21 protein-coding genes are annotated in these 16,410 nt (G+C 66.9%); 7 read left to right on the plus strand and 14 right to left on the minus strand.

Annotated features, from left to right (window positions below; all coding sequences use genetic code 11):
- Positions 1-124: 124 nt before the first annotated feature.
- From hisA to hisB, 3 genes are all read right to left on the minus strand, one after another.
- Positions 125-862, minus strand: a complete 738-nt coding sequence (gene hisA / locus SPHN_RS08010) for a 1-(5-phosphoribosyl)-5-[(5-phosphoribosylamino)methylideneamino]imidazole-4-carboxamide isomerase (protein WP_248522621.1) — start codon at positions 860-862, stop codon at positions 125-127.
- Positions 859-1,464 (minus strand): imidazole glycerol phosphate synthase subunit HisH, encoded by a 606-nt coding sequence (gene hisH, locus SPHN_RS08015; RefSeq protein ID WP_248522622.1) that lies wholly within the window; start codon positions 1,462-1,464, stop codon positions 859-861. Before hisH ends, hisA begins: the two co-directional genes overlap by 4 nt.
- A 163-nt stretch (positions 1,465-1,627) precedes the next feature.
- On the minus strand, positions 1,628-2,215 hold the full coding sequence (hisB, locus tag SPHN_RS08020; protein WP_248522623.1) for an imidazoleglycerol-phosphate dehydratase HisB: 588 nt from the start codon (positions 2,213-2,215) through the stop codon (positions 1,628-1,630).
- Between the two features lie 71 nt (positions 2,216-2,286).
- On the opposite strand from hisB, the gene SPHN_RS08025 reads away from it, so the two are divergent.
- From SPHN_RS08025 to gmk, 5 genes are all read left to right on the plus strand, one after another.
- The gene (locus SPHN_RS08025) at positions 2,287-2,772 is read left to right on the plus strand and encodes an SspB family protein (RefSeq protein ID WP_056489744.1); all 486 of its coding nucleotides are present in this window, start codon (positions 2,287-2,289) and stop codon (positions 2,770-2,772) included.
- 184 nt (positions 2,773-2,956) lie between these two features.
- Positions 2,957-4,348 (plus strand): class II fumarate hydratase, encoded by a 1,392-nt coding sequence (gene fumC / locus SPHN_RS08030; protein ID WP_248522624.1) that lies wholly within the window; start codon positions 2,957-2,959, stop codon positions 4,346-4,348.
- Positions 4,349-4,454: 106 nt separating this feature from the next.
- Complete coding sequence (locus SPHN_RS08035) at positions 4,455-4,667, plus strand: hypothetical protein (protein WP_248522625.1); 213 nt, start codon at positions 4,455-4,457, stop codon at positions 4,665-4,667.
- A complete protein-coding gene (locus tag SPHN_RS08040) occupies positions 4,664-4,864 on the plus strand; it encodes a hypothetical protein (protein WP_128453992.1) in 201 nt (66 codons plus the stop codon). The genes SPHN_RS08035 and SPHN_RS08040 overlap by 4 nt, the downstream gene beginning before the upstream one ends.
- Positions 4,865-4,936: 72 nt before the next feature.
- Positions 4,937-5,587 carry a guanylate kinase gene (gmk, locus tag SPHN_RS08045; RefSeq protein ID WP_248522626.1) on the plus strand — a complete coding sequence of 217 codons (651 nt, stop codon included), beginning with the start codon at positions 4,937-4,939 and terminating at the stop codon, positions 5,585-5,587.
- Positions 5,588-5,706: 119 nt separating this feature from the next.
- Here gmk and SPHN_RS08050 read toward each other — a convergent pair whose 3' ends face one another.
- From SPHN_RS08050 to SPHN_RS08075, 6 genes are all read right to left on the minus strand, one after another.
- Entirely contained in the window at positions 5,707-6,393 is a 687-nt protein-coding gene (locus SPHN_RS08050; protein WP_248522627.1) for an ATP12 family chaperone protein, read from the minus strand.
- Positions 6,394-6,406: 13 nt separating this feature from the next.
- A complete protein-coding gene (locus tag SPHN_RS08055) occupies positions 6,407-6,622 on the minus strand; it encodes a hypothetical protein (RefSeq protein ID WP_248522628.1) in 216 nt (71 codons plus the stop codon).
- Positions 6,619-7,278, minus strand: a complete 660-nt coding sequence (locus tag SPHN_RS08060) for an HAD-IA family hydrolase (RefSeq protein ID WP_248522629.1) — start codon at positions 7,276-7,278, stop codon at positions 6,619-6,621. The genes SPHN_RS08055 and SPHN_RS08060 overlap by 4 nt, the downstream gene beginning before the upstream one ends.
- A 486-nt stretch (positions 7,279-7,764) precedes the next feature.
- Complete coding sequence (locus tag SPHN_RS08065; protein WP_248522630.1) at positions 7,765-9,081, minus strand: RluA family pseudouridine synthase; 1,317 nt, start codon at positions 9,079-9,081, stop codon at positions 7,765-7,767.
- On the minus strand, positions 9,078-9,452 hold the full coding sequence (gene crcB, locus SPHN_RS08070) for a fluoride efflux transporter CrcB (RefSeq protein WP_248522631.1): 375 nt from the start codon (positions 9,450-9,452) through the stop codon (positions 9,078-9,080). The genes SPHN_RS08065 and crcB overlap by 4 nt, the downstream gene beginning before the upstream one ends.
- Before the next feature lie 300 nt (positions 9,453-9,752).
- Complete coding sequence (locus SPHN_RS08075) at positions 9,753-10,481, minus strand: hypothetical protein (protein WP_248522632.1); 729 nt, start codon at positions 10,479-10,481, stop codon at positions 9,753-9,755.
- 234 nt (positions 10,482-10,715) lie between these two features.
- Between SPHN_RS08075 and SPHN_RS08080 the strand changes: the two genes are divergently transcribed.
- Positions 10,716-10,937, plus strand: coding sequence for a hypothetical protein (locus SPHN_RS08080; RefSeq protein ID WP_056052052.1), 222 nt, complete (start codon positions 10,716-10,718; stop codon positions 10,935-10,937).
- An 80-nt stretch (positions 10,938-11,017) separates the two neighbouring features.
- Here SPHN_RS08080 and SPHN_RS08085 read toward each other — a convergent pair whose 3' ends face one another.
- The 3 genes from SPHN_RS08085 to SPHN_RS08095 all read right to left on the minus strand — a co-directional run bounded on the left by SPHN_RS08085 (position 11,018) and on the right by SPHN_RS08095 (position 12,571).
- Positions 11,018-11,617: a glycine zipper 2TM domain-containing protein gene (locus SPHN_RS08085; RefSeq protein WP_248522633.1), complete on the minus strand. Its 600-nt coding sequence runs from the start codon at positions 11,615-11,617 to the stop codon at positions 11,018-11,020.
- A gap of 112 nt (positions 11,618-11,729) precedes the next feature.
- Entirely contained in the window at positions 11,730-12,158 is a 429-nt protein-coding gene (locus SPHN_RS08090) for an OsmC family protein (protein WP_248522634.1), read from the minus strand.
- 107 nt (positions 12,159-12,265) lie between these two features.
- On the minus strand, positions 12,266-12,571 hold the full coding sequence (locus SPHN_RS08095; protein ID WP_131583811.1) for a glycine zipper 2TM domain-containing protein: 306 nt from the start codon (positions 12,569-12,571) through the stop codon (positions 12,266-12,268).
- Positions 12,572-12,779: 208 nt separating this feature from the next.
- Here SPHN_RS08095 and SPHN_RS08100 point away from each other — a divergent pair, with 208 nt between their 5' ends.
- The gene (locus tag SPHN_RS08100; RefSeq protein WP_187503526.1) at positions 12,780-13,418 is read left to right on the plus strand and encodes a trimeric intracellular cation channel family protein; all 639 of its coding nucleotides are present in this window, start codon (positions 12,780-12,782) and stop codon (positions 13,416-13,418) included.
- Between the two features lie 252 nt (positions 13,419-13,670).
- Here the strand turns inward: SPHN_RS08100 and SPHN_RS08105 are convergent, their stop codons facing one another.
- Both SPHN_RS08105 and sppA read right to left on the minus strand, forming a co-directional pair.
- Positions 13,671-14,255 (minus strand): GNAT family N-acetyltransferase, encoded by a 585-nt coding sequence (locus SPHN_RS08105; RefSeq protein ID WP_248522635.1) that lies wholly within the window; start codon positions 14,253-14,255, stop codon positions 13,671-13,673.
- A complete protein-coding gene (gene sppA / locus SPHN_RS08110; protein WP_248522636.1) occupies positions 14,255-16,201 on the minus strand; it encodes a signal peptide peptidase SppA in 1,947 nt (648 codons plus the stop codon). The genes SPHN_RS08105 and sppA overlap by 1 nt, the downstream gene beginning before the upstream one ends.
- Positions 16,202-16,410 lie beyond the last annotated feature (209 nt).

Raw genomic sequence — 16,410 nt, forward strand, 5'->3', positions numbered from 1 at the left:
GGGGCGGGCGGATTTCTGTCGCCAGTGAGGAAACAGTGAATGCTGCCGCGCACTGCCTCCGCGCTCTCTGCGTCTCTGCGCGAACAGCTCTCGCTTCCTCCGCGTCTCCGCGTCTCCGCGTGAATCATCCTGCTGCCTTCGCCACACTCAACGCCGCCGCAAGATCGAGCCGGCCGTCGTACAACGCCCGCCCGGTAATCACGCCCTCGACCCCGTCCCGCACATGCAAAGCCAGCACGTGAATCTCGGCGATCCCCTTCACGCCACCGCTGGCGATCACCGGAATGTCCACCGCCCGCGCCAGGTCGACGGTAGCGTCGACGTTGCACCCCTTCAGCATCCCGTCGCGCCCGACATCGGTGAACAGCAACGACGCCACCCCCGCATCCTCGAACCGCCGCGCGAGATCGACCGCGGTCGTCGTCGAAACATCCGCCCAACCCTTGGTCGCGACCATCCCGTCCTTCGCGTCGACCGCCACGACGATCCCGCCCGGAAAATCCCTCGCCACGCCCCGCACGAATTCCGGATCCTCCAGCGCCGCCGTCCCGATCACGACGCGCGACACGCCCAGATCGAACCAGCCCTCAACGCTGGCCCGCGTCCGGATCCCGCCGCCAAGCTGCACATGCCCCGGAAACTGCGCCACAATCGACCGCACCGCGTCGCCATTGACCGAAGCCCCCGCGAACGCGCCGTCGAGATCGACCACATGCAGATGCTCCGCGCCAGCCTCGGCGAACAGCATCGCCTGCGCCGCCGGATCGTCGCCGTACACGGTCGCGCGGTCCATATCGCCCTCGGCGAGACGCACCACCTGACCCGCCTTGAGGTCGATCGCGGGAAAGATAATCAGGCTCACGGCCGCCACTCCAGGAAACGTTCGAGCAATGCCAGGCCGTAGCGCTGGCTTTTCTCAGGATGAAACTGCACGCCGATCATCGTGTCGCGACCGATCGCCGCGGTGACCGCGCCAGCATGGTCGGTCGTCGCGAGCACGTCGGCGCCCTCAAAGGCAAAGCTATGCAGGAAATACGCCTCGCCTGGCTCGATCAGCGGGTGCGCGACGGACGGAACGACGTCGTTCCAGCCCATATGCGGCACCTTGGCCTCCATCGTACCCGGTTCCAACCGCCGCACGCGCCCGGGCACCCAGCCGAGTCCGGCATGCGTTCCCATCTCCTCGCCGGCCTCGGCCATCAACTGCATGCCGACGCAGATCCCGAGAAACGGCGTGCCCTCGTCGCGAACCCGTCGGTTCAGCGCCTCGACCATCCCCGGCACCGCACGCAACGCCGCCGCACACGCGCCATACGCGCCAACGCCCGGCAGCACGATCCGCTCGGCCTTGGCGACCACATCGGCGTCCGACGTAACGACCAGATCGACACACCCCGCCGTCCGCAGCGCGTTCTCGACCGAGTGCAAATTCCCCGCGCCGTAATCGATCAGCGCTAGCGTCATGCGGTGTCTCCGCGACCAGGAACAAGAAGTCCGTCACCCCAGCGGAAGCTGGGGTCTCGTCGTAACGGGGATACCCCAGCTTCCGCTGGGGTGACGGACTTCGGGGCGCCGACGATCGAGGCCAGGCCTTCCCCCGACCCCTCCCGCAAGCGGGAGGGGAGCATCAGAGGATCCCCTTGGTCGACGGGATCGCATCGGCCTTGCGCGGATCGATCTCGATCGCCGTCCGGAGCGCCCGCGCAACACCCTTGAACGCCGCCTCGGCGATGTGGTGGTTGTTCGACCCGTACAGCGTCTCGACGTGCAGCGTGATGCCGGCCGCCTGCGCGAAGCTGTGGAAGAAATGCTCGAACATTTCCGTATCCATGCCGCCCAAGCGCTTCTGCGAAAACAGATCCTTCCACACCAGCCAGGGCCGCCCGGAAATATCCAGAGCCACCCGCGTGAGCGTCTCGTCCATCGGCGAGAGCGCATCGCCGTACCGCACGATACCGCGCTTGTCGCCGAGCGCCTGCGCGAATGCCTGCCCGATCGCGATGCCGGTGTCCTCCACCGTGTGATGCTCGTCGATATGCAGATCGCCCTTGGTCCGCACGCGGAGGTCGATCAGCGAGTGGCGCGACAATTGTTCGAGCATGTGATCGAAGAAACCGACCCCGGTCTCGACGTCGTACACGCCGGTCCCATCGAGGTTCACGGTGACGTCGATCGCCGTCTCGGCGGTGGAGCGGGTAATCGTGGCGGTGCGCATGCCACCTCCCATAACGTGCGCCACGACGCATGCAATCTTGACCGCCAATCGAATGACGCTACCCAAGGGGAATGACCGATGGACTGCCCGATAGCCTGATTCCGTACGACGAGATCGTGCAAGAAGCCCTGCGTGCCGTCGTCGGCCGCGTGCTCGGCTCCGTCGCTGAGGCCGGCGGGCTTCCCGGCGAGCATCATTTCTACATCACCTTCAAGACGCAGGCGCCCGGCGTCGACATCCCCAAGCGGCTGATCGAGCGTTTCCCGGACGAGATGACGATCGTCATGCAGAACCGGTATTGGGACTTGATCGTCGACGACGAGCGCTTCTCGATCGGGCTCAGCTTCAACCAAGTCCCGTCGAAGCTGGTGATCCCGTACTCGGCGATCACCGCGTTCCAGGATCCTGCGGTCAGCTTCGAGCTCCGCTTCCAGGCGCAGGAGGGTGCGGAAGACGCACTCGGCGACCATGACGAAGCGGAGAACGACGGCCCTACCGCGGTCCCGATCGAAGATGGCTCGAACGTCGTCGCGGTGGATTTCAAGCGGAAAAAGTAACCAAACTCCCTCGCCCCTACGGGGAGAGGGAACGGGCCCGCCGCCCTTGGGTGGGAAGGGAGAGGGGAGTGAGGCGAGGGCAGCTTTCCCCAAAGCCCCTCACCCTTCCGTCGCCTGCGGCTCCTCCCTCCCTCTCCCCGAAGGGGCGAGGGATCCCGAGCACGCTACGGAAGGTTGACCCCGCATGACCCAGACCCGCACAGAAACCGACACGATCGGCCCGATCGAAGTCCCCGCCGACGCCTATTGGGGCGCGCAGACCGAGCGCTCGATCGAGAACTTCCCCTTCGCCACCCGCGAACGCATGCCGATCGAGATCGTCCACGCGCTCGCCCTCGTCAAACAGGCCGCCGCCCGCGTGAACCGCGCCCACGGCCTCGACGAAAAGATCGCCCAAGCCATCGACTCCGCCGCGCAGGAAGTCATCGACGGCAAGCTCGACGACCAGTTCCCGCTCGTCATCTGGCAGACCGGCAGCGGCACGCAGTCGAACATGAACGTCAACGAGGTCATCGCCGGCCGCGCCAACGAAGTCCTCACCGGCACCCGCGGCGGCAAGTCGCCCGTCCATCCTAACGACCACGTCAACATGAGCCAGTCCTCCAACGACAGCTTCCCCACCGCGCTCCACATCGCCGCCTCGCTCGCCGCCACGCGCCGACTTTTTCCCGCGCTCGACCGGCTGAAGGATTCGCTGCAAGCCAAGGCCGACGCGTGGGACGGCATCGTCAAGATCGGCCGCACCCACCTCCAGGATGCGACGCCGCTGACGCTCGGCCAGGAATTCTCGGCGTACGCGAACCAGGTCTATCGCTGCGGTCGCCGTATCGAGCCGGGCATCAGTCACGGCACCAACCGGCTGGCACAAGGCGGCACCGCGGTCGGCACCGGCCTGAACGCGCCCAAGGGGTTCGCCGAGGACTTCTGCCGCACGCTGTCCGAGATCACCGGCCATCCGTTCATGCCCGCCGAGAACAGCTTCGAAGCGCTCGCGTCGAACGACCCGCTCGTCCACCTGTCGGGCACGCTCAACACGCTTGCCGTCGCGTTGACCAAGATCGCCAACGACATCCGCCTGCTCGGCTCGGGCCCGCGCTGCGGCTTCGGCGAGATCGATCTGCCCGCGAACGAGCCCGGCAGTTCGATCATGCCGGGCAAGGTCAATCCCACCCAGTGCGAGATGCTGACGATGGTCGCCGGACAGGTGATGGGGAACCACGTCGCGGTCACCGTCGGCGGAATGCAGGGCGATCTCGAGCTGAACGTGTTCAAGCCGTTGATCGGCGCCAACGTGCTCCGCTCGATCGACCTGCTCGCGACCGCAATGGAAGGGTTCGCGGAGCGCTGCGTCGACGGTATCGAACCGAACCGCGGCCGCATCGCCGAACTGCTCGACAGCTCGCTGATGCTGGTGACCGCGCTCGCCCCCGAGATTGGCTACGACGCCGCCGCGAAGATCGCTAAATACGCGCATGCCGAAGGCCTGACCCTCAAGGAAGCCGGGCTCGCCCTCGGCCTAGTCGACGCGGAAACCTTCGACCGAGTCGTCAAACCCGAATCGATGCTCGGCCGCTGACATCCCCGCACTCGCTCTCGTCAGGATGACGGGGTGGGGGTTTAGTCAGGTCGGGAACCCAAACGCCTTTCGCGCGCTAACCCGCCACACGGACAGGAGAAATTACGTGGGCGCAACGACCATAGGCGCGCTGATCGGCGCAGGCATCGACTCGCTCAGCGGCGACGACGGCAACGCGGACGGCGCGATCATCGGTGCGATCACCGCCAACGTACTCAAGATCGTCGTGCCCATGGCCGTGACCTACGCGATCGGCTGGGCAGTGCTGCGCGGTGCAGCGGAACTCAAGGACCAGGTTTTCGGAGAGGTGAAATCATGATCGGACGTATTATCAGCGCATTGGTCGGCCGCGAGATGGGTCGTCGCAACGGCTCGGGCGGCGCCTCTGGCGCAGTGAAGGGCGTGGTGGCGATGGGCCTGATGCGCCGCATGGGCCCGCTCGGCATGATCCTCGGCGGCGGCTACGCGGCCAAGAAGGCGTATGACCGCAACAAGGCGCGCAAGACGGGCTACTGATCCGCCTTTAGAATGACACGCGCGGACTGCGCATGGGTTGACGCCCATGCGCAGTCCGCGGCAAGGGCGCGCATGCCCCACACACTTCCGTCCGACCCGCATGGTTTCCGTCGCCGCGGAGTCCTGTTCGTCCTGTCCTCGCCATCCGGTGCCGGCAAGTCGACCATTGCGCGCAGATTGCTCGCGGACGAGCACGAGCTGGAGATGTCGGTCTCGGTAACAACCCGGTCGATGCGACCCGGCGAAGTCGACGGCAAGGATTACCATTTCACCGACCTAGAGGGCTTTCGCGACATGGTCGCGAAGGACGAGTTCCTCGAATGGGCGCACGTCTTCAACCACCGCTACGGTACCCCGCGCGCGCAGGTCGAGGAGATGCTCGCCGCCGGCAAGGATGTGCTGTTCGACATCGACTGGCAGGGCGCGCAACAGCTGTTCCAGATAGCCGGCGGCGACGTCGTCCGCGTCTTCATCTTCCCGCCGTCGATGGAAGAGCTCCACCGGAGACTCACCAGCCGCGGCACCGATTCGACCGAAGTGATCGAGGCCCGCATGTCGCGCGCGGCCAACGAGGTGAGTCACTGGGACGGTTACGACTACGTGCTGGTCAACGACGACGTCGACAGCTGCATCCGTGGCGTGAAGACGATCCTGGCCGCGGAACGCCTGAAACGCTCGCGCCAGACCGGCCTCATCGGCTTCATCCGTCGCCTGACCCGTTAGTCCTTCCAACCGTCATCCCAGCAAAAGCTGGGATCTCCCCGATCCGGGTCGCAGCACTCGCCAATCGGGATACCCCAGCTTTCGCTGGGGTGACGGACTTGGAGGGGTTGGGTAAGCTCCTAAAGCTGAAGCAGCCCCAGAAACTCTACCCCGACTCCGAACTCCTTGCGCTTCAATTCGCGCAACTGAGTCGCCTGCCAGTCCTCGCCCCACATCTCGACCGACCAGTCCTCGTCGATCCCCGCCGCGCCCCAAGCCGTGTCGGCATCGATTTCGCCCTCGATCAGCGCCAGCCCGATCACCAGTGACCCGGTCAGCGTCACCACCGGCGACAATCCGGCCAGCCGAAAATTGTCATACGCTGCGACCGCTTCATAAAGCCGCGCGATCGTCGCGTCGGGTTGTGCGACGTGCATAACGCCGGTGGTTACCGCGAACGTCACGTCATACCGACCCCGCGCCCAGGCCAGCAGCGGATCCCACGTCGCCGCCTGCCGCTCGACCAGCGGCGGCGGGCCGTCGGCGCGGTAACAGAGCAGGTCGCTCTCGCCATACGCCGCCAGCCGCGCGGCGAACTGCGTCGGATCGTTAGCGATCGGATCGGTCGCTGCATTGGCGAGCCCGGTCAGCGGCATCGTCCGCGGATCGATCGTCTCGCCGACCGCGCGCCATTCCTCCGCGACCGCCTCGGCCAGCGCATCGCTCGGCAACGCCAGCGGCCGCCGCCCGGGCGTCCGCACCGGCTTGCGGTCGAGCGTCACCACCCGGTCGGCATCGATCGCGACCTCTTTCCAGAACCGCTTCATGCGCCCATTCCATTCATTCGAGCGTCCGCCAGCGATGTGCCAGGCTGCGCGGGACGAGTCCGATCATCACCAGCGCCGACAATACGATCGCTACGCCCAGGATTTTCGGTGCAAAGTCATGCGCGCGCGCCACCAAAATCAGCCCGAGCAATGCCCCGGCCACGCCTGCCAGCCGGATCCCGACGAGCACCATCCAGCGCCGTTGCGCCAATTTGTCTGCCTCGGTCATGGCCGCGCCACCATGTGCAGCAGGTCCGGCATCGCGGTCGCAACGACATCCGCACCTGCGTCGGAAAGCTCGTGCACGTCGTGATACCCCCAAGCAACTCCGACCGCGCGCACACCTGCCGCGCGCGCCATCGCCATGTCGAAGCTCGTGTCCCCGATCATCGCGGTCGTCTCCGCGCTCGCGCCCGCCTCGGCGATCGCCGCGAGCAGCATCGCCGGATCGGGCTTCGACGGATGCCGGTCCGCGGTCTGCAGCGTCACGAACCGCTCGGTGATCCCGTGCGCCGCGAGGATATGCGCGAGGCCCCGATCGGACTTGCCCGTCGCCACGCCGAGCAGCCAGCCGTCGTCGGCCAGCGTCCCGAGGACCTCGGCGATCCCGTCGAACAGCGGTTCGTCGGCCAACTCGCCACTCGCCCGCATCGCATGGAACGCGTTCTTGTAGTCGGTGGCGAGCGACCGGTGCAGCGCCTCGTCCGCTTGCGGCAACAAGACCTGCATCGCCTCAACGAGGCTCAAGCCCACGATCCGCCGAATGTCCGCGCGCGGCGGCGGGATCAGTTTGGCGCCCTCGAACGCGCGCTCGCACGCGACGCAGATATTCGCCTGGCTGTCGACGAGCGTTCCGTCGCAATCGAACACGGCAAGACGGGTCATGGAGTTTTCCGGAAACACATGGGTGGCGTCGTAGATCATGGGGTGCGGAAGGGGAACGTCAAACCGGGGGCTAGGGGCTGGGAGCCATGAGGCATGAGCCGTGGCCGTGAGCTAGATGCAAAGCGTTAGCGCAACCGCACCACCCATGTTCCCCCGCGGACGCGGGGGCCCAGCTAAGTACCGACAGCGCCCCTGACTCCTGGACCCCCGCCTTCGCGGGGGAACAGCCTGTGCTGATAAGCTGCGTCCAACCAATCCACCCCGGCGAAGGCCGGGGCCCAATTGGGGGACGTCGCTAACGGAGGAAAGCGCTCCATTATGCCGACCTTCCCAATTGGGCCCCGGCCTCCGCCGGGGTGGTGCATGCGTTTAAACCCTTACCTTATCCATCGTCGCTCTCCCTCTCCCCTCGGGGGAGAGGGAAGGGGCCCGCGGCCGCTTGGCCGTGGGAAGGGCGAGGGCACGCGTCAGCCGGCAGGCCTCAGATCACCGGGTCCCAGGACCACTCCGCGGCCCAGGCTTCCCGGCACCACCCGGACGACCCCGCCCGGCCGGCTTGGCGCCTTCAACCCGAGGTCCACTCCGCGGTGCGCCGAACTTCGACCCGGCCCCCGTCCTGGGGCCCCCCGTCTTCGGCGCACCCGTCCTGGGCGCACCCGGCTTGGCGCCCGGCTTCTTCTCCTCGACAACCCCACGCCCACGCCGCTCACCCTTGCGCTCTTTCCGAACAGACTTCGCATGCGCCTTCGCCCGCGACTTCATCTGCTCGCGCGTCGGCGCGGTCTTCTCGTCGAGCACCAGGTCATCGCCCAGCTTCTCCTCGAAGCCCAACTGCTTCAGGCTCTCGGCGAAATGCGTCGGCAGCTCGGCGGTCACGTCGATCGACCCGCCATCGGGATGATCCACCTTGATCCGCCGCGCATGCAGATGCATCTTCCGCGAGATCCCGCCGGTCAGGAACGCCGCTGCGCCGCCGTACTTGCCGTCGCCAACGATCGGATGCCCGATCGCCGCCATGTGCACGCGCAACTGGTGCGTGCGGCCGGTGAACGGCTGCAACTCGACCCACGCCGCGCGGTTGCCGGCAAGCTCGATCACGCGGTAGCGGGTGCGGGCAGGCGCGCCCTCGGCTTCGTCGACGTGCATCTTCTCGCCGCCGGTGCCGGGCTGCTTCGCGATCGGCAGCTCGATCATGCCGTCCTCGATCGACGGCACGTCGACCACCAGCGCCCAATAGACTTTCCGCGCGGTCCGCCCCGAAAACGCCTTCGCAAAGAATGCCGCCGCACGCGACGTCCGCGCCACCAGCAGTGCGCCGGACGTATCCTTGTCGAGCCGGTGGACCAGCTTCGGACGCCCCTCATTGTCGTACTGGAGCGCATCGAGCAGCCCGTCGACATGCTGCGTCGTCTTGGTCCCGCCCTGCGTTGCCAGACCCGGCGGCTTGTTCAGCACGAACGCTTGGAAATCCTTGTGGATGACCATGCCTTGCGCGAGTTCGGTTTCTTCGTCCGACAGGATCACGCGTTCGCGGACGCGCTTGGGCTTGTCGACGTCGGCGGTGGCTTTGTCGGCTTCGGGCGGTGGCACGCGGAGCATCTGGCCCGCGGCGATCCGGTCGCCCGGGGTCGCGCGCGCGCCGTCGACGCGGAGCTGCCCGGTGCGCGCCCACATCGCCACCGTCGTGTAGCTCGTCTCGGGCAGATGCCGCTTGAACCACCGATCGAGCCGGATGCCGTCATCGTCGAACCCGACGTTGAACTCGCGGAAACCCATATCGCTATCGCTTTTGCCCGCAGTCATGCGACGGCCCTTACTGCGGAGAGACCCGCGAACAACGCGGCGACCGAACCGATCACCGACACCAAAACATACCCGAACGCGACGCCGAATGCGCCGCGTTCGATCATCGTGACGACCTCCAGCGAGAACGCCGAAAAGGTCGTAAATCCCCCAAGCACGCCAACCGCGAGCAGCAGGCGCCAGTGCTCCGACGCGTCGTTCCGCGCCAGCACGCCGACCAGCACGCCCATCAGCAACCCGCCGACGATGTTCACCGCCAGCGTCCCGAAGGGATAGTCCGGCCCGAGCAGCGCGGTCGTCGCGCTACCCGCCAGATAGCGCGCGCCGGAACCGACCGCACCACCGACCATGACGTAGAGAAGGGGAAGCATCCCCGCGCCCTAGCGTGAATCGGGGAAAACGGAAAGGTGCGGTTGGGAGGGGGCTATGCACCCTCGCGGGAGCTATTTGTTTCCCCGCGAAGGCGGGAACCCAGCCTGGACTCCCGCCTTCGCGGGAGAACAAGGAGAGGGCAGGCGGAGTGACCCCCAATCGGCACCACCCCGGCGAAGGCCGGGGCCCAATTGGAGAGGCTGGCGTAATCGAACGCTGCGCTCCGTTAGCGGCGTCCCCCAATTGGGCCCCGGCCTCCGCCGGGGTGGTGCCTGGGTAAACGGAATCGCGGAAACAGCTCACCGCCCGGCGTTGGAAACCATATCGACATCGCTCCCGCCACTGGCCCGCGCCGTCACATACACCACATACGCGTCGTTCCCCCGAACCCCGCCCAGCACATGCTGCTTGCCGTCCGTGCTGTGCCCGGCCGAATACCCCGCCGCGGTCGCCTTCGTGAAATACCAGTCGAGCATCTTCTGCATCGGCGCAGCACTCGCGAAACTCACCACGCGTAAGCGACACCCGTCGCGATCCGCCCCCGCAGCCTCGGTCAGCCGCGCCGCCGGATACAGCGGCAGGTCCGCCGGCAACTGGTTCGCCCACCCCGCCGAATAGCCGATCTTCTGCGCACACGCCCCCGCGTCCGGCGTCCCTTGCCGTTCCGCCAGCGCGCCCAGCGTCAGCGCGCCGTTCGCCGTCTTGCACTCGGGGCAATCGTTCGACGGCGCCGGCGCGCGCTGCAACGTCTTCGGGTCGACCGGATCGGCCTTCAGCGGACCCTCGGGCGGCACCGCGCCGCCCTCGGGGCGCGTCGGTGGCCGTACCGCATCGGTGTTGGACGATTGGGTCAACCGAGGGTCGACCATGATCTGCCCGCCCAGCGCCGACGTCAGCGCCGGATCGCGCACCGCGCCATTGGTCAGCTCGGCATCGAGGCTGTTGAGATCCTGCTGGTCGGTCGAGGACCGGTTGCAGGCGGCCAGCGCGAGCGGGAGGAGCAGGGCGGAGCGCAGGGGAAAGGTCATTACCCGCATCCTATGCGCGAAAGACGGTGAAGAAAGCGTTTTCCGCTCACCTCCGATCCTCCCCCGCCAGGGGGAGGTGGCTGGCGCTTGCCAGACGGAGGGGGAGGCACGCGCCAACCTGTGTCCCGCATCCTCCCCCTCCGTCACCTTCGGCGACACCTCCCCCTGGCGGGGGAGGATCGTAAGGATCCGGCAAGTCTTGCCCGAACCGGTCCGACCCGCCATGTTCTGCTGATGTTGAACATCGTCTCGATCCTCATCGGCCTCGTCACCCTGGTGCTCGGCCTCGTCGCCTTCATCCCGCTGCTGGGCTGGATGAACTGGCTCGTCATCCCGATCGGGATCGTCGGGGCCGCAGTCGGCGCGCTCTCGTCGAGCAGCGGTGGGCGCAACCTCAACATCGTCTTGATCATCATCTTCGCGCTCCGCCTGAGCCTCGGCGGCGGCATCATCTGACGCAAAACGGCCCGGCGTTTCCACCGGGCCGTTTCAATGCCTAAACACTCCCCCGGCGGGGGAGGGTTATAAGTCAGCCCTCAACGGCAGCGCACGTTGCCCCGGTCGATCGACGACCCCAGCACCGCGCCACCGCCCGCACCGATCAGCGTGCCGAGCAACTGCGAACCACCGCTCGAGATGATGTTGCCGAGCGCGCCGCCGGCTAGACCGCCTACGATCAGCCCCGTCGTCCCGTCGTTGCGACGGCAATAATAGCGTCCGTTACCGCCGCGATAGATGCGGTCGTTCCGGCCGAGGCGACGCTCCTGGTAATAACGCCCGTCGCGGTAATAGCGGTCGGCGAGATAGCCACGCTGACCCCGCTCGAAGCGGTTATAGTCGTAGCCGCGATACTGTTGCCAGTTGCGCCCGTCATTGCGGCGGTCCTGGCGGATGTCGCGAACATCGCCCCGGCGATCCTGCCGTGCGTCACGCACGTCTTCTCGATATTCGCGCCGTGCATCACGCACGTCACCCCGTGAGTCCGCATTGCGGAGGTCGCGGCGATAGTCGCGCTGCGCGTCGCGGACTTCGTTGTTGTACTCGCGATTGGCGCCCCGGACGGTCGACTGCGCGCCGACCGGAATTGCGCCGAACGCGGTGGCGGCAAGGGCTGCCGACAATATGGCAATACGCATGATCTCTCTCCCAAATGCTGTGCATGCTGAACGGCCGGCCGATGCGGGGGTTGCGTGAACCGCAAACTACGTCGCATTCAGCCGGCCGACAGGTATCTGAGATCAGGCGCTTTTAGGCGGCAAGATTATGCTCCAGCGTGATCTCGGCGTCGAGCACCTTCGACACCGGGCAGTTCGCCTTGGCATCCGCGGCGATTGCCTCGAACTCTTCCTTCGAAATGCCGTCGACCTTGGCATTCAGCGTCAGCGCCGACTTGGTGATCTTGAACCCGTCGCGGTCCTTGTCGAGCGTCACCTTCGCGGTCGTCTCCAGCGTGCCTGCCTCGTAACCCTTGCCCGCGAGCGCGAAACTCAGCGCCATCGTGAAGCACGATGCATGCGCCGCCGCGATCAGTTCCTCGGGATTGGTGCCGGGCTCGTTATCGAACCGCGTGTTGAAACCGTAAGGGCTGTCGGACAACACGCCCGACTGTGTCGAGACATGGCCCTTGCCGCTCTTGCCGAGACCTTCATATTTTGCCGAACCGCTGCGTGTGGTCATGATGGGGTCCTTTCGGGACATGAAAAAAGGCGCCGTGGTTCCCCACGACGCCCGTCTTCAACGCACCACCCGCAAAATGGCGGCGCGGTTTTTTTAGTAGCGTTCTTTTAGCGGCAACGACGATTGTTGTTGCTGGTGCCCTTGTCGATCGCGCGGCCGGCGAGGCCACCGAGGACTGCGCCGCCCAGCGTGCCGACCGTGCGGTCGCCGCGGGTGTCGACGGTACGGCCGAGCAGGGCGCCACCGACGCCGCCGATGATCGTGCCGGTCGTGCCGTTCGACTTCTTGCAGTAGACGCGGCCGTCACGACCACGCCATTCGCGACGATCGCGGGCGTCTGCGGCCGAAACCGGGATCAGGACGGTCGGCAGGACCATCGCGCTGCAGCCGAGTGCCAGGATGAACTTACGCATGTTTAACTCCCTAGTGAATTGATCTGGTGGTGTAACGATGTGACTATACGGCGAGTTGCATGAACCGAAAACAACGTCGCGTTCATCGATGCGTTTGGTTCCGCGGCGATCGGGGGGTGGGCGTGGAAATGCCCCGGATCGGCCACATGACGGGCTCTATGGAAAAAGCCGGGTTACCGATCCGCGATGTTTCGCTAAGTCGCTGGGGATGCTTCCGCACACGCTGATCCCGCCCGTCCTGCCCGCGACCGGGCCGTGGTTCGATATCGCGGGGCTCGCGGTGTTTGCCGCCTCGGGCGCGCTGGCCGCCGCGAAACGCGACCAGACCTTCGTGACGGTCGTCTTCTTCGCGCTGATCACCGGCGTCGGCGGCGGCACGGTGCGCGACCTGCTGATCGGCGCGCCGGTGTTCTGGATCCGCGACGCGCGCGCCGCCAGCGTATGCCTGGTGATGGCGCTGCTGATCTGGACGACGCCGGGCCGCTGGTGGCGCGAGGAGGCGCTTGGCTGGTTTGATGCGGTCGGGCTGGCGGCGTATGCGGTGTACGGCGCGGCCAAGGCGCTCGGCTACGGCGTGCCCCCGGTCCCCGCCGCGCTGATGGGCGTGATGACCGCCTGCGTCGGCGGCATCATCCGCGATGTGCTGGCCGGCGAACCCTCGATCCTGATGCGCCCGGAGCTTTACGTCACCGCGGCGGCACTGGCGGCGGCGAGCTATGTCGGGCTGGTGCTGCTAGGCGTTCCCAACGCCTGGTCCGCGGTGATCGCCGCCAGCGCGGGCTTCACCTTGCGCGCCGCCGCGATCCGCTACCATTTGGCACTGCCGTCCTACGGCGGCCGTCGCTAACCCCGCATTCTCTAAAAGCATGTGTCCCCGCGAAGGCGGGGACTCTGGGTTCCCGCCTTCGCCGGAGAACGAGAGGGGCGCCCCACGCCACATCCATCCCCAACTCAAAACCACCCCGGCGAAGGCCGGGGCCCAATTGGGCAACATTGCCAACGGGGCGCTACGCCGAGTTACTCCGGACGCACCAATTGGGCCCCGGCCTCCGCCGGGGTGGTTGCCCTACCGGCATCGCACCGCCAATCACGACAGCGCCTACCCCCGCACAACCCCCACATCCGCAAACCGCTTCGGCTCGACCGGCGGCACCGCAGGCTCGTTCAACTCGCACTGCCAGTGCCCCACATCGATCCACTGCCCGTTCTTGTACCCCACTTCGCGATACACCCCCGCGCGGCGAAACCCGACCGCCTCGTGCAGCTTGATCGACGAATCGTTCGGCAACGCAATCGCCCCGATCGCCTGCGTGAACCCCTGGGCCCGCAGCGTATCGATCAGCGCCTCGTACAACAGCCGTCCCGCGCCCTGGCGCTGCGCCGCATCCGCGACATACACCGTGGTCTCGCACGCGAACCGGTAAGCCTCGCGCTTGTGGAACGCCGACGCATAGGCGTACGCCAGCACGCCGCCTTCGGGCCCGACCGTCGCGACCAGCCACGGGTACAGCCCGTCCGACGCCGCCATCCGCGCGCGCATCTGCCGTGCATCCGGCGCGACGGTCTCGAACGATACCGTCCCGACCAGCACGTGCGGCGCATAGATCGCGGCGATCGGCGCGGCATCCTCGGGCCGCGCGGCCCGGATCACGATCCCGCCGCCATTGCCCGAAGTGGCCACCATCAGAAGCCGATCCGCGCCAGCAACAGGTCAAGCAGCTTCGCATCGCCGATCCCCGCCGTCGTCGGCCCCATCCCGCCACACTCCAGGCAGCGCGCCTGGATCGAGCCCGACGTCGCCAGCCGCTTCATGTCGCCGACCGCCTGCGCGAGCATCTGGCGACGATCCGCCGCGACGTGCGCGAATGCATCGCCGCCGCCCGAATCCTCATCGCTGCCGTCCTTGTTGAAATCCTGCGCGATCGTCGCGAGGAAGCCCGGCTTCTTCTCCAGATACTCGGGGTGCACCTTCGCCGGATCGAGCTTCGCACGCTTGGCCGCCTCATCGATCGCGTCCTTGAGCGTTCCGAACCGGTCGACCAGCCCGATCTGCCGTGCGGTGCCGCCATCCCAGACGCGGCCCTGGCCGATCGCGTCGACCCGCGCCGGCGTCATCTTCCGCGACGCGGCGACGCGGCTGATGAATTCGCGATAGCCATTCTCGATGCCGGCCTGCGCGATCGCGTCGAACATCGGCGTGGTGCCGCCGACGATATCGGGCTGGCCCGACAGCGGCGTCGTCTTCACGCCGTCGCTGGTCACGCCGATCTTGGCGAGTGCGTTCTCGAAGGTCGGGATCACGCCGAAGATGCCGATCGATCCGGTGATCGTGCCGGGCTCGGCGAAGATCACGTCCGCCGGCGTAGACACCCAGTAACCGCCGCTCGCCGCCAGACCGCCCATCGACACCACGATCGGCAGCTTCTGCCGCTTGGCCTCCAGGATCGCGAGCCGTATCTGCTCCGACGCCAGCACCGAGCCGCCCGGCGAATCGACGCGCACGACCAGTGCCTTCAGATCCTTCTTGGCAAGCCCGTCGAGCACCGCCTTCTCGATCGTCTTGCCCGCCGCCTTGCCGGGGCCGCTCTCGCCGTCGACGATCTCGCCGGCGATCGTCAGCACGCCGATCGCGTCGCCTGCCGTCGGCAGCGGGTTCGCCTTCACCCAGGCGTCGTATTTGATCGTGTTGAAATTGCCCGCCGGCTTCTTGTCGTCGGACCCGGCGATCTCCGCGACGCGTCGCCCGAACGCGGTCCGGTCGCCGAGCTTGTCGACGATGCCGGCACGCAGATTGGCCTGCGCGATGTTGCCGTTCGCGGCGATGATCACTTTGTCGGGCGCGCTCATGAACTGCGCGATCTGCGCCTTGGGCCGTGCCTTGGCGACGGCCTCGCGCCACTGCGAGAACAACGTGCCGTACAGCGCGGTGCTCGCCGCCTTGGCGTCCTCGCTCTGGTCGGCGCGCGTGTAGGGCTCGACGAACGACTTGTAGCGGCCGACGCGGTAGACGTGCGCGTTGACGCCGAGCTTGTCGATCAGGCCCTTGTAATAGAGCTGGTTGCCGCCTGGCCCCATGAAGATCGTGCCGCCCAGCGGATTGACCCAGATCTCGCTCGCATTCGCCGCGAGGCGGTAGCCGCCATCGGTGTACGCGGTCGCATAGGCGAGCACCGGCTTGCCGCTCGCCCGCACCCGCGCGAGCGCGTCGCCGACTTCGCCCAGCGCCGCGGGATAGGCGCCACCGAAGCTGTCGAGATCGAGCACGACGACCTTCACCCGCGCATCGGTTCTCGCCGTGTCGATCGAGCGGACCACGTCGCGCAGGCGGAACTGGCGAGTCGTGTTCTGCCCCGACAGCGCGGCGAACGCGGCCTGCTCCTCGGGCTGCTCGACGATCGAGCCATTGAGGTCGAGCACCAGCGCGCCGTCCTTGATCGCCGTCGTGCTCTGCCGCGCGTTGAGCGCCGCGAAGATCAGCCCGAAGAACAACAGCATCGCGATCAGGACGAGCGCGTCCTTGATCGCCACGAGGAACTTCCACACGCCCCGGACGAGCCGCCATTTCCGCCGCGGGGGGCGGGCAGGGTCGACATAGGAGGGGGCGTAGGACGGCGCTGCGGTATCGGTCATGGGAGGAGAGCTAGAGCATGCGCGGACGGAGGTAAATGGCCTGTGTTACGGGGCCAACACAGACGCGTTCGAGCCCACGCACCTGCGTCTGGGCGCTACAGCATTCCCCTCCACCTTGCGGGAGGGGTTAGGGGAGGGGCGTGCCCCAAACGCCCCGCCCGAAAAAGCCCCTCCCCCGACCCCTCCCGCAAGCGGAAGGGGAGCAGAAG

The sequence above is a fragment of the Sphingomonas faeni genome (assembly GCF_023195535.1).
Taxonomy (GTDB): Bacteria; Pseudomonadota; Alphaproteobacteria; order Sphingomonadales; family Sphingomonadaceae; genus Sphingomonas; species Sphingomonas faeni_B.

What these genes read in the sequence shown, in the direction of transcription:
- hisH (WP_248522622.1), bottom strand. Translation starts at nt 1,464, where the DNA reads ATGACGCTAGCGCTGATCGATTACGGCGCGGGGAATTTGCACTCGGTC.
- SPHN_RS08055 (WP_248522628.1), bottom strand. Translation starts at nt 6,622, where the DNA reads ATGACCGAGGCAGACAAATTGGCGCAACGGCGCTGGATGGTGCTCGTC.
- SPHN_RS08105 (WP_248522635.1), bottom strand. Translation starts at nt 14,255, where the DNA reads ATGGTGGCCACTTCGGGCAATGGCGGCGGGATCGTGATCCGGGCCGCG.
- SPHN_RS08060 (WP_248522629.1), bottom strand. Translation starts at nt 7,278, where the DNA reads ATGACCCGTCTTGCCGTGTTCGATTGCGACGGAACGCTCGTCGACAGC.
- SPHN_RS08090 (WP_248522634.1), bottom strand. Translation starts at nt 12,158, where the DNA reads ATGACCACACGCAGCGGTTCGGCAAAATATGAAGGTCTCGGCAAGAGC.
- SPHN_RS08100 (WP_187503526.1), top strand. Translation starts at nt 12,780, where the DNA reads ATGCTTCCGCACACGCTGATCCCGCCCGTCCTGCCCGCGACCGGGCCG.
- sppA (WP_248522636.1), bottom strand. Translation starts at nt 16,201, where the DNA reads ATGACCGATACCGCAGCGCCGTCCTACGCCCCCTCCTATGTCGACCCT.
- hisB (WP_248522623.1), bottom strand. Translation starts at nt 2,215, where the DNA reads ATGCGCACCGCCACGATTACCCGCTCCACCGCCGAGACGGCGATCGAC.
- SPHN_RS08095 (WP_131583811.1), bottom strand. Translation starts at nt 12,571, where the DNA reads ATGCGTAAGTTCATCCTGGCACTCGGCTGCAGCGCGATGGTCCTGCCG.
- fumC (WP_248522624.1), top strand. Translation starts at nt 2,957, where the DNA reads ATGACCCAGACCCGCACAGAAACCGACACGATCGGCCCGATCGAAGTC.
- SPHN_RS08080 (WP_056052052.1), top strand. Translation starts at nt 10,716, where the DNA reads ATGTTGAACATCGTCTCGATCCTCATCGGCCTCGTCACCCTGGTGCTC.
- gmk (WP_248522626.1), top strand. Translation starts at nt 4,937, where the DNA reads ATGCCCCACACACTTCCGTCCGACCCGCATGGTTTCCGTCGCCGCGGA.
- SPHN_RS08075 (WP_248522632.1), bottom strand. Translation starts at nt 10,481, where the DNA reads ATGACCTTTCCCCTGCGCTCCGCCCTGCTCCTCCCGCTCGCGCTGGCC.
- SPHN_RS08040 (WP_128453992.1), top strand. Translation starts at nt 4,664, where the DNA reads ATGATCGGACGTATTATCAGCGCATTGGTCGGCCGCGAGATGGGTCGT.
- SPHN_RS08085 (WP_248522633.1), bottom strand. Translation starts at nt 11,617, where the DNA reads ATGCGTATTGCCATATTGTCGGCAGCCCTTGCCGCCACCGCGTTCGGC.
- SPHN_RS08025 (WP_056489744.1), top strand. Translation starts at nt 2,287, where the DNA reads ATGACCGATGGACTGCCCGATAGCCTGATTCCGTACGACGAGATCGTG.
- SPHN_RS08050 (WP_248522627.1), bottom strand. Translation starts at nt 6,393, where the DNA reads ATGAAGCGGTTCTGGAAAGAGGTCGCGATCGATGCCGACCGGGTGGTG.
- SPHN_RS08065 (WP_248522630.1), bottom strand. Translation starts at nt 9,081, where the DNA reads ATGACTGCGGGCAAAAGCGATAGCGATATGGGTTTCCGCGAGTTCAAC.
- crcB (WP_248522631.1), bottom strand. Translation starts at nt 9,452, where the DNA reads ATGCTTCCCCTTCTCTACGTCATGGTCGGTGGTGCGGTCGGTTCCGGC.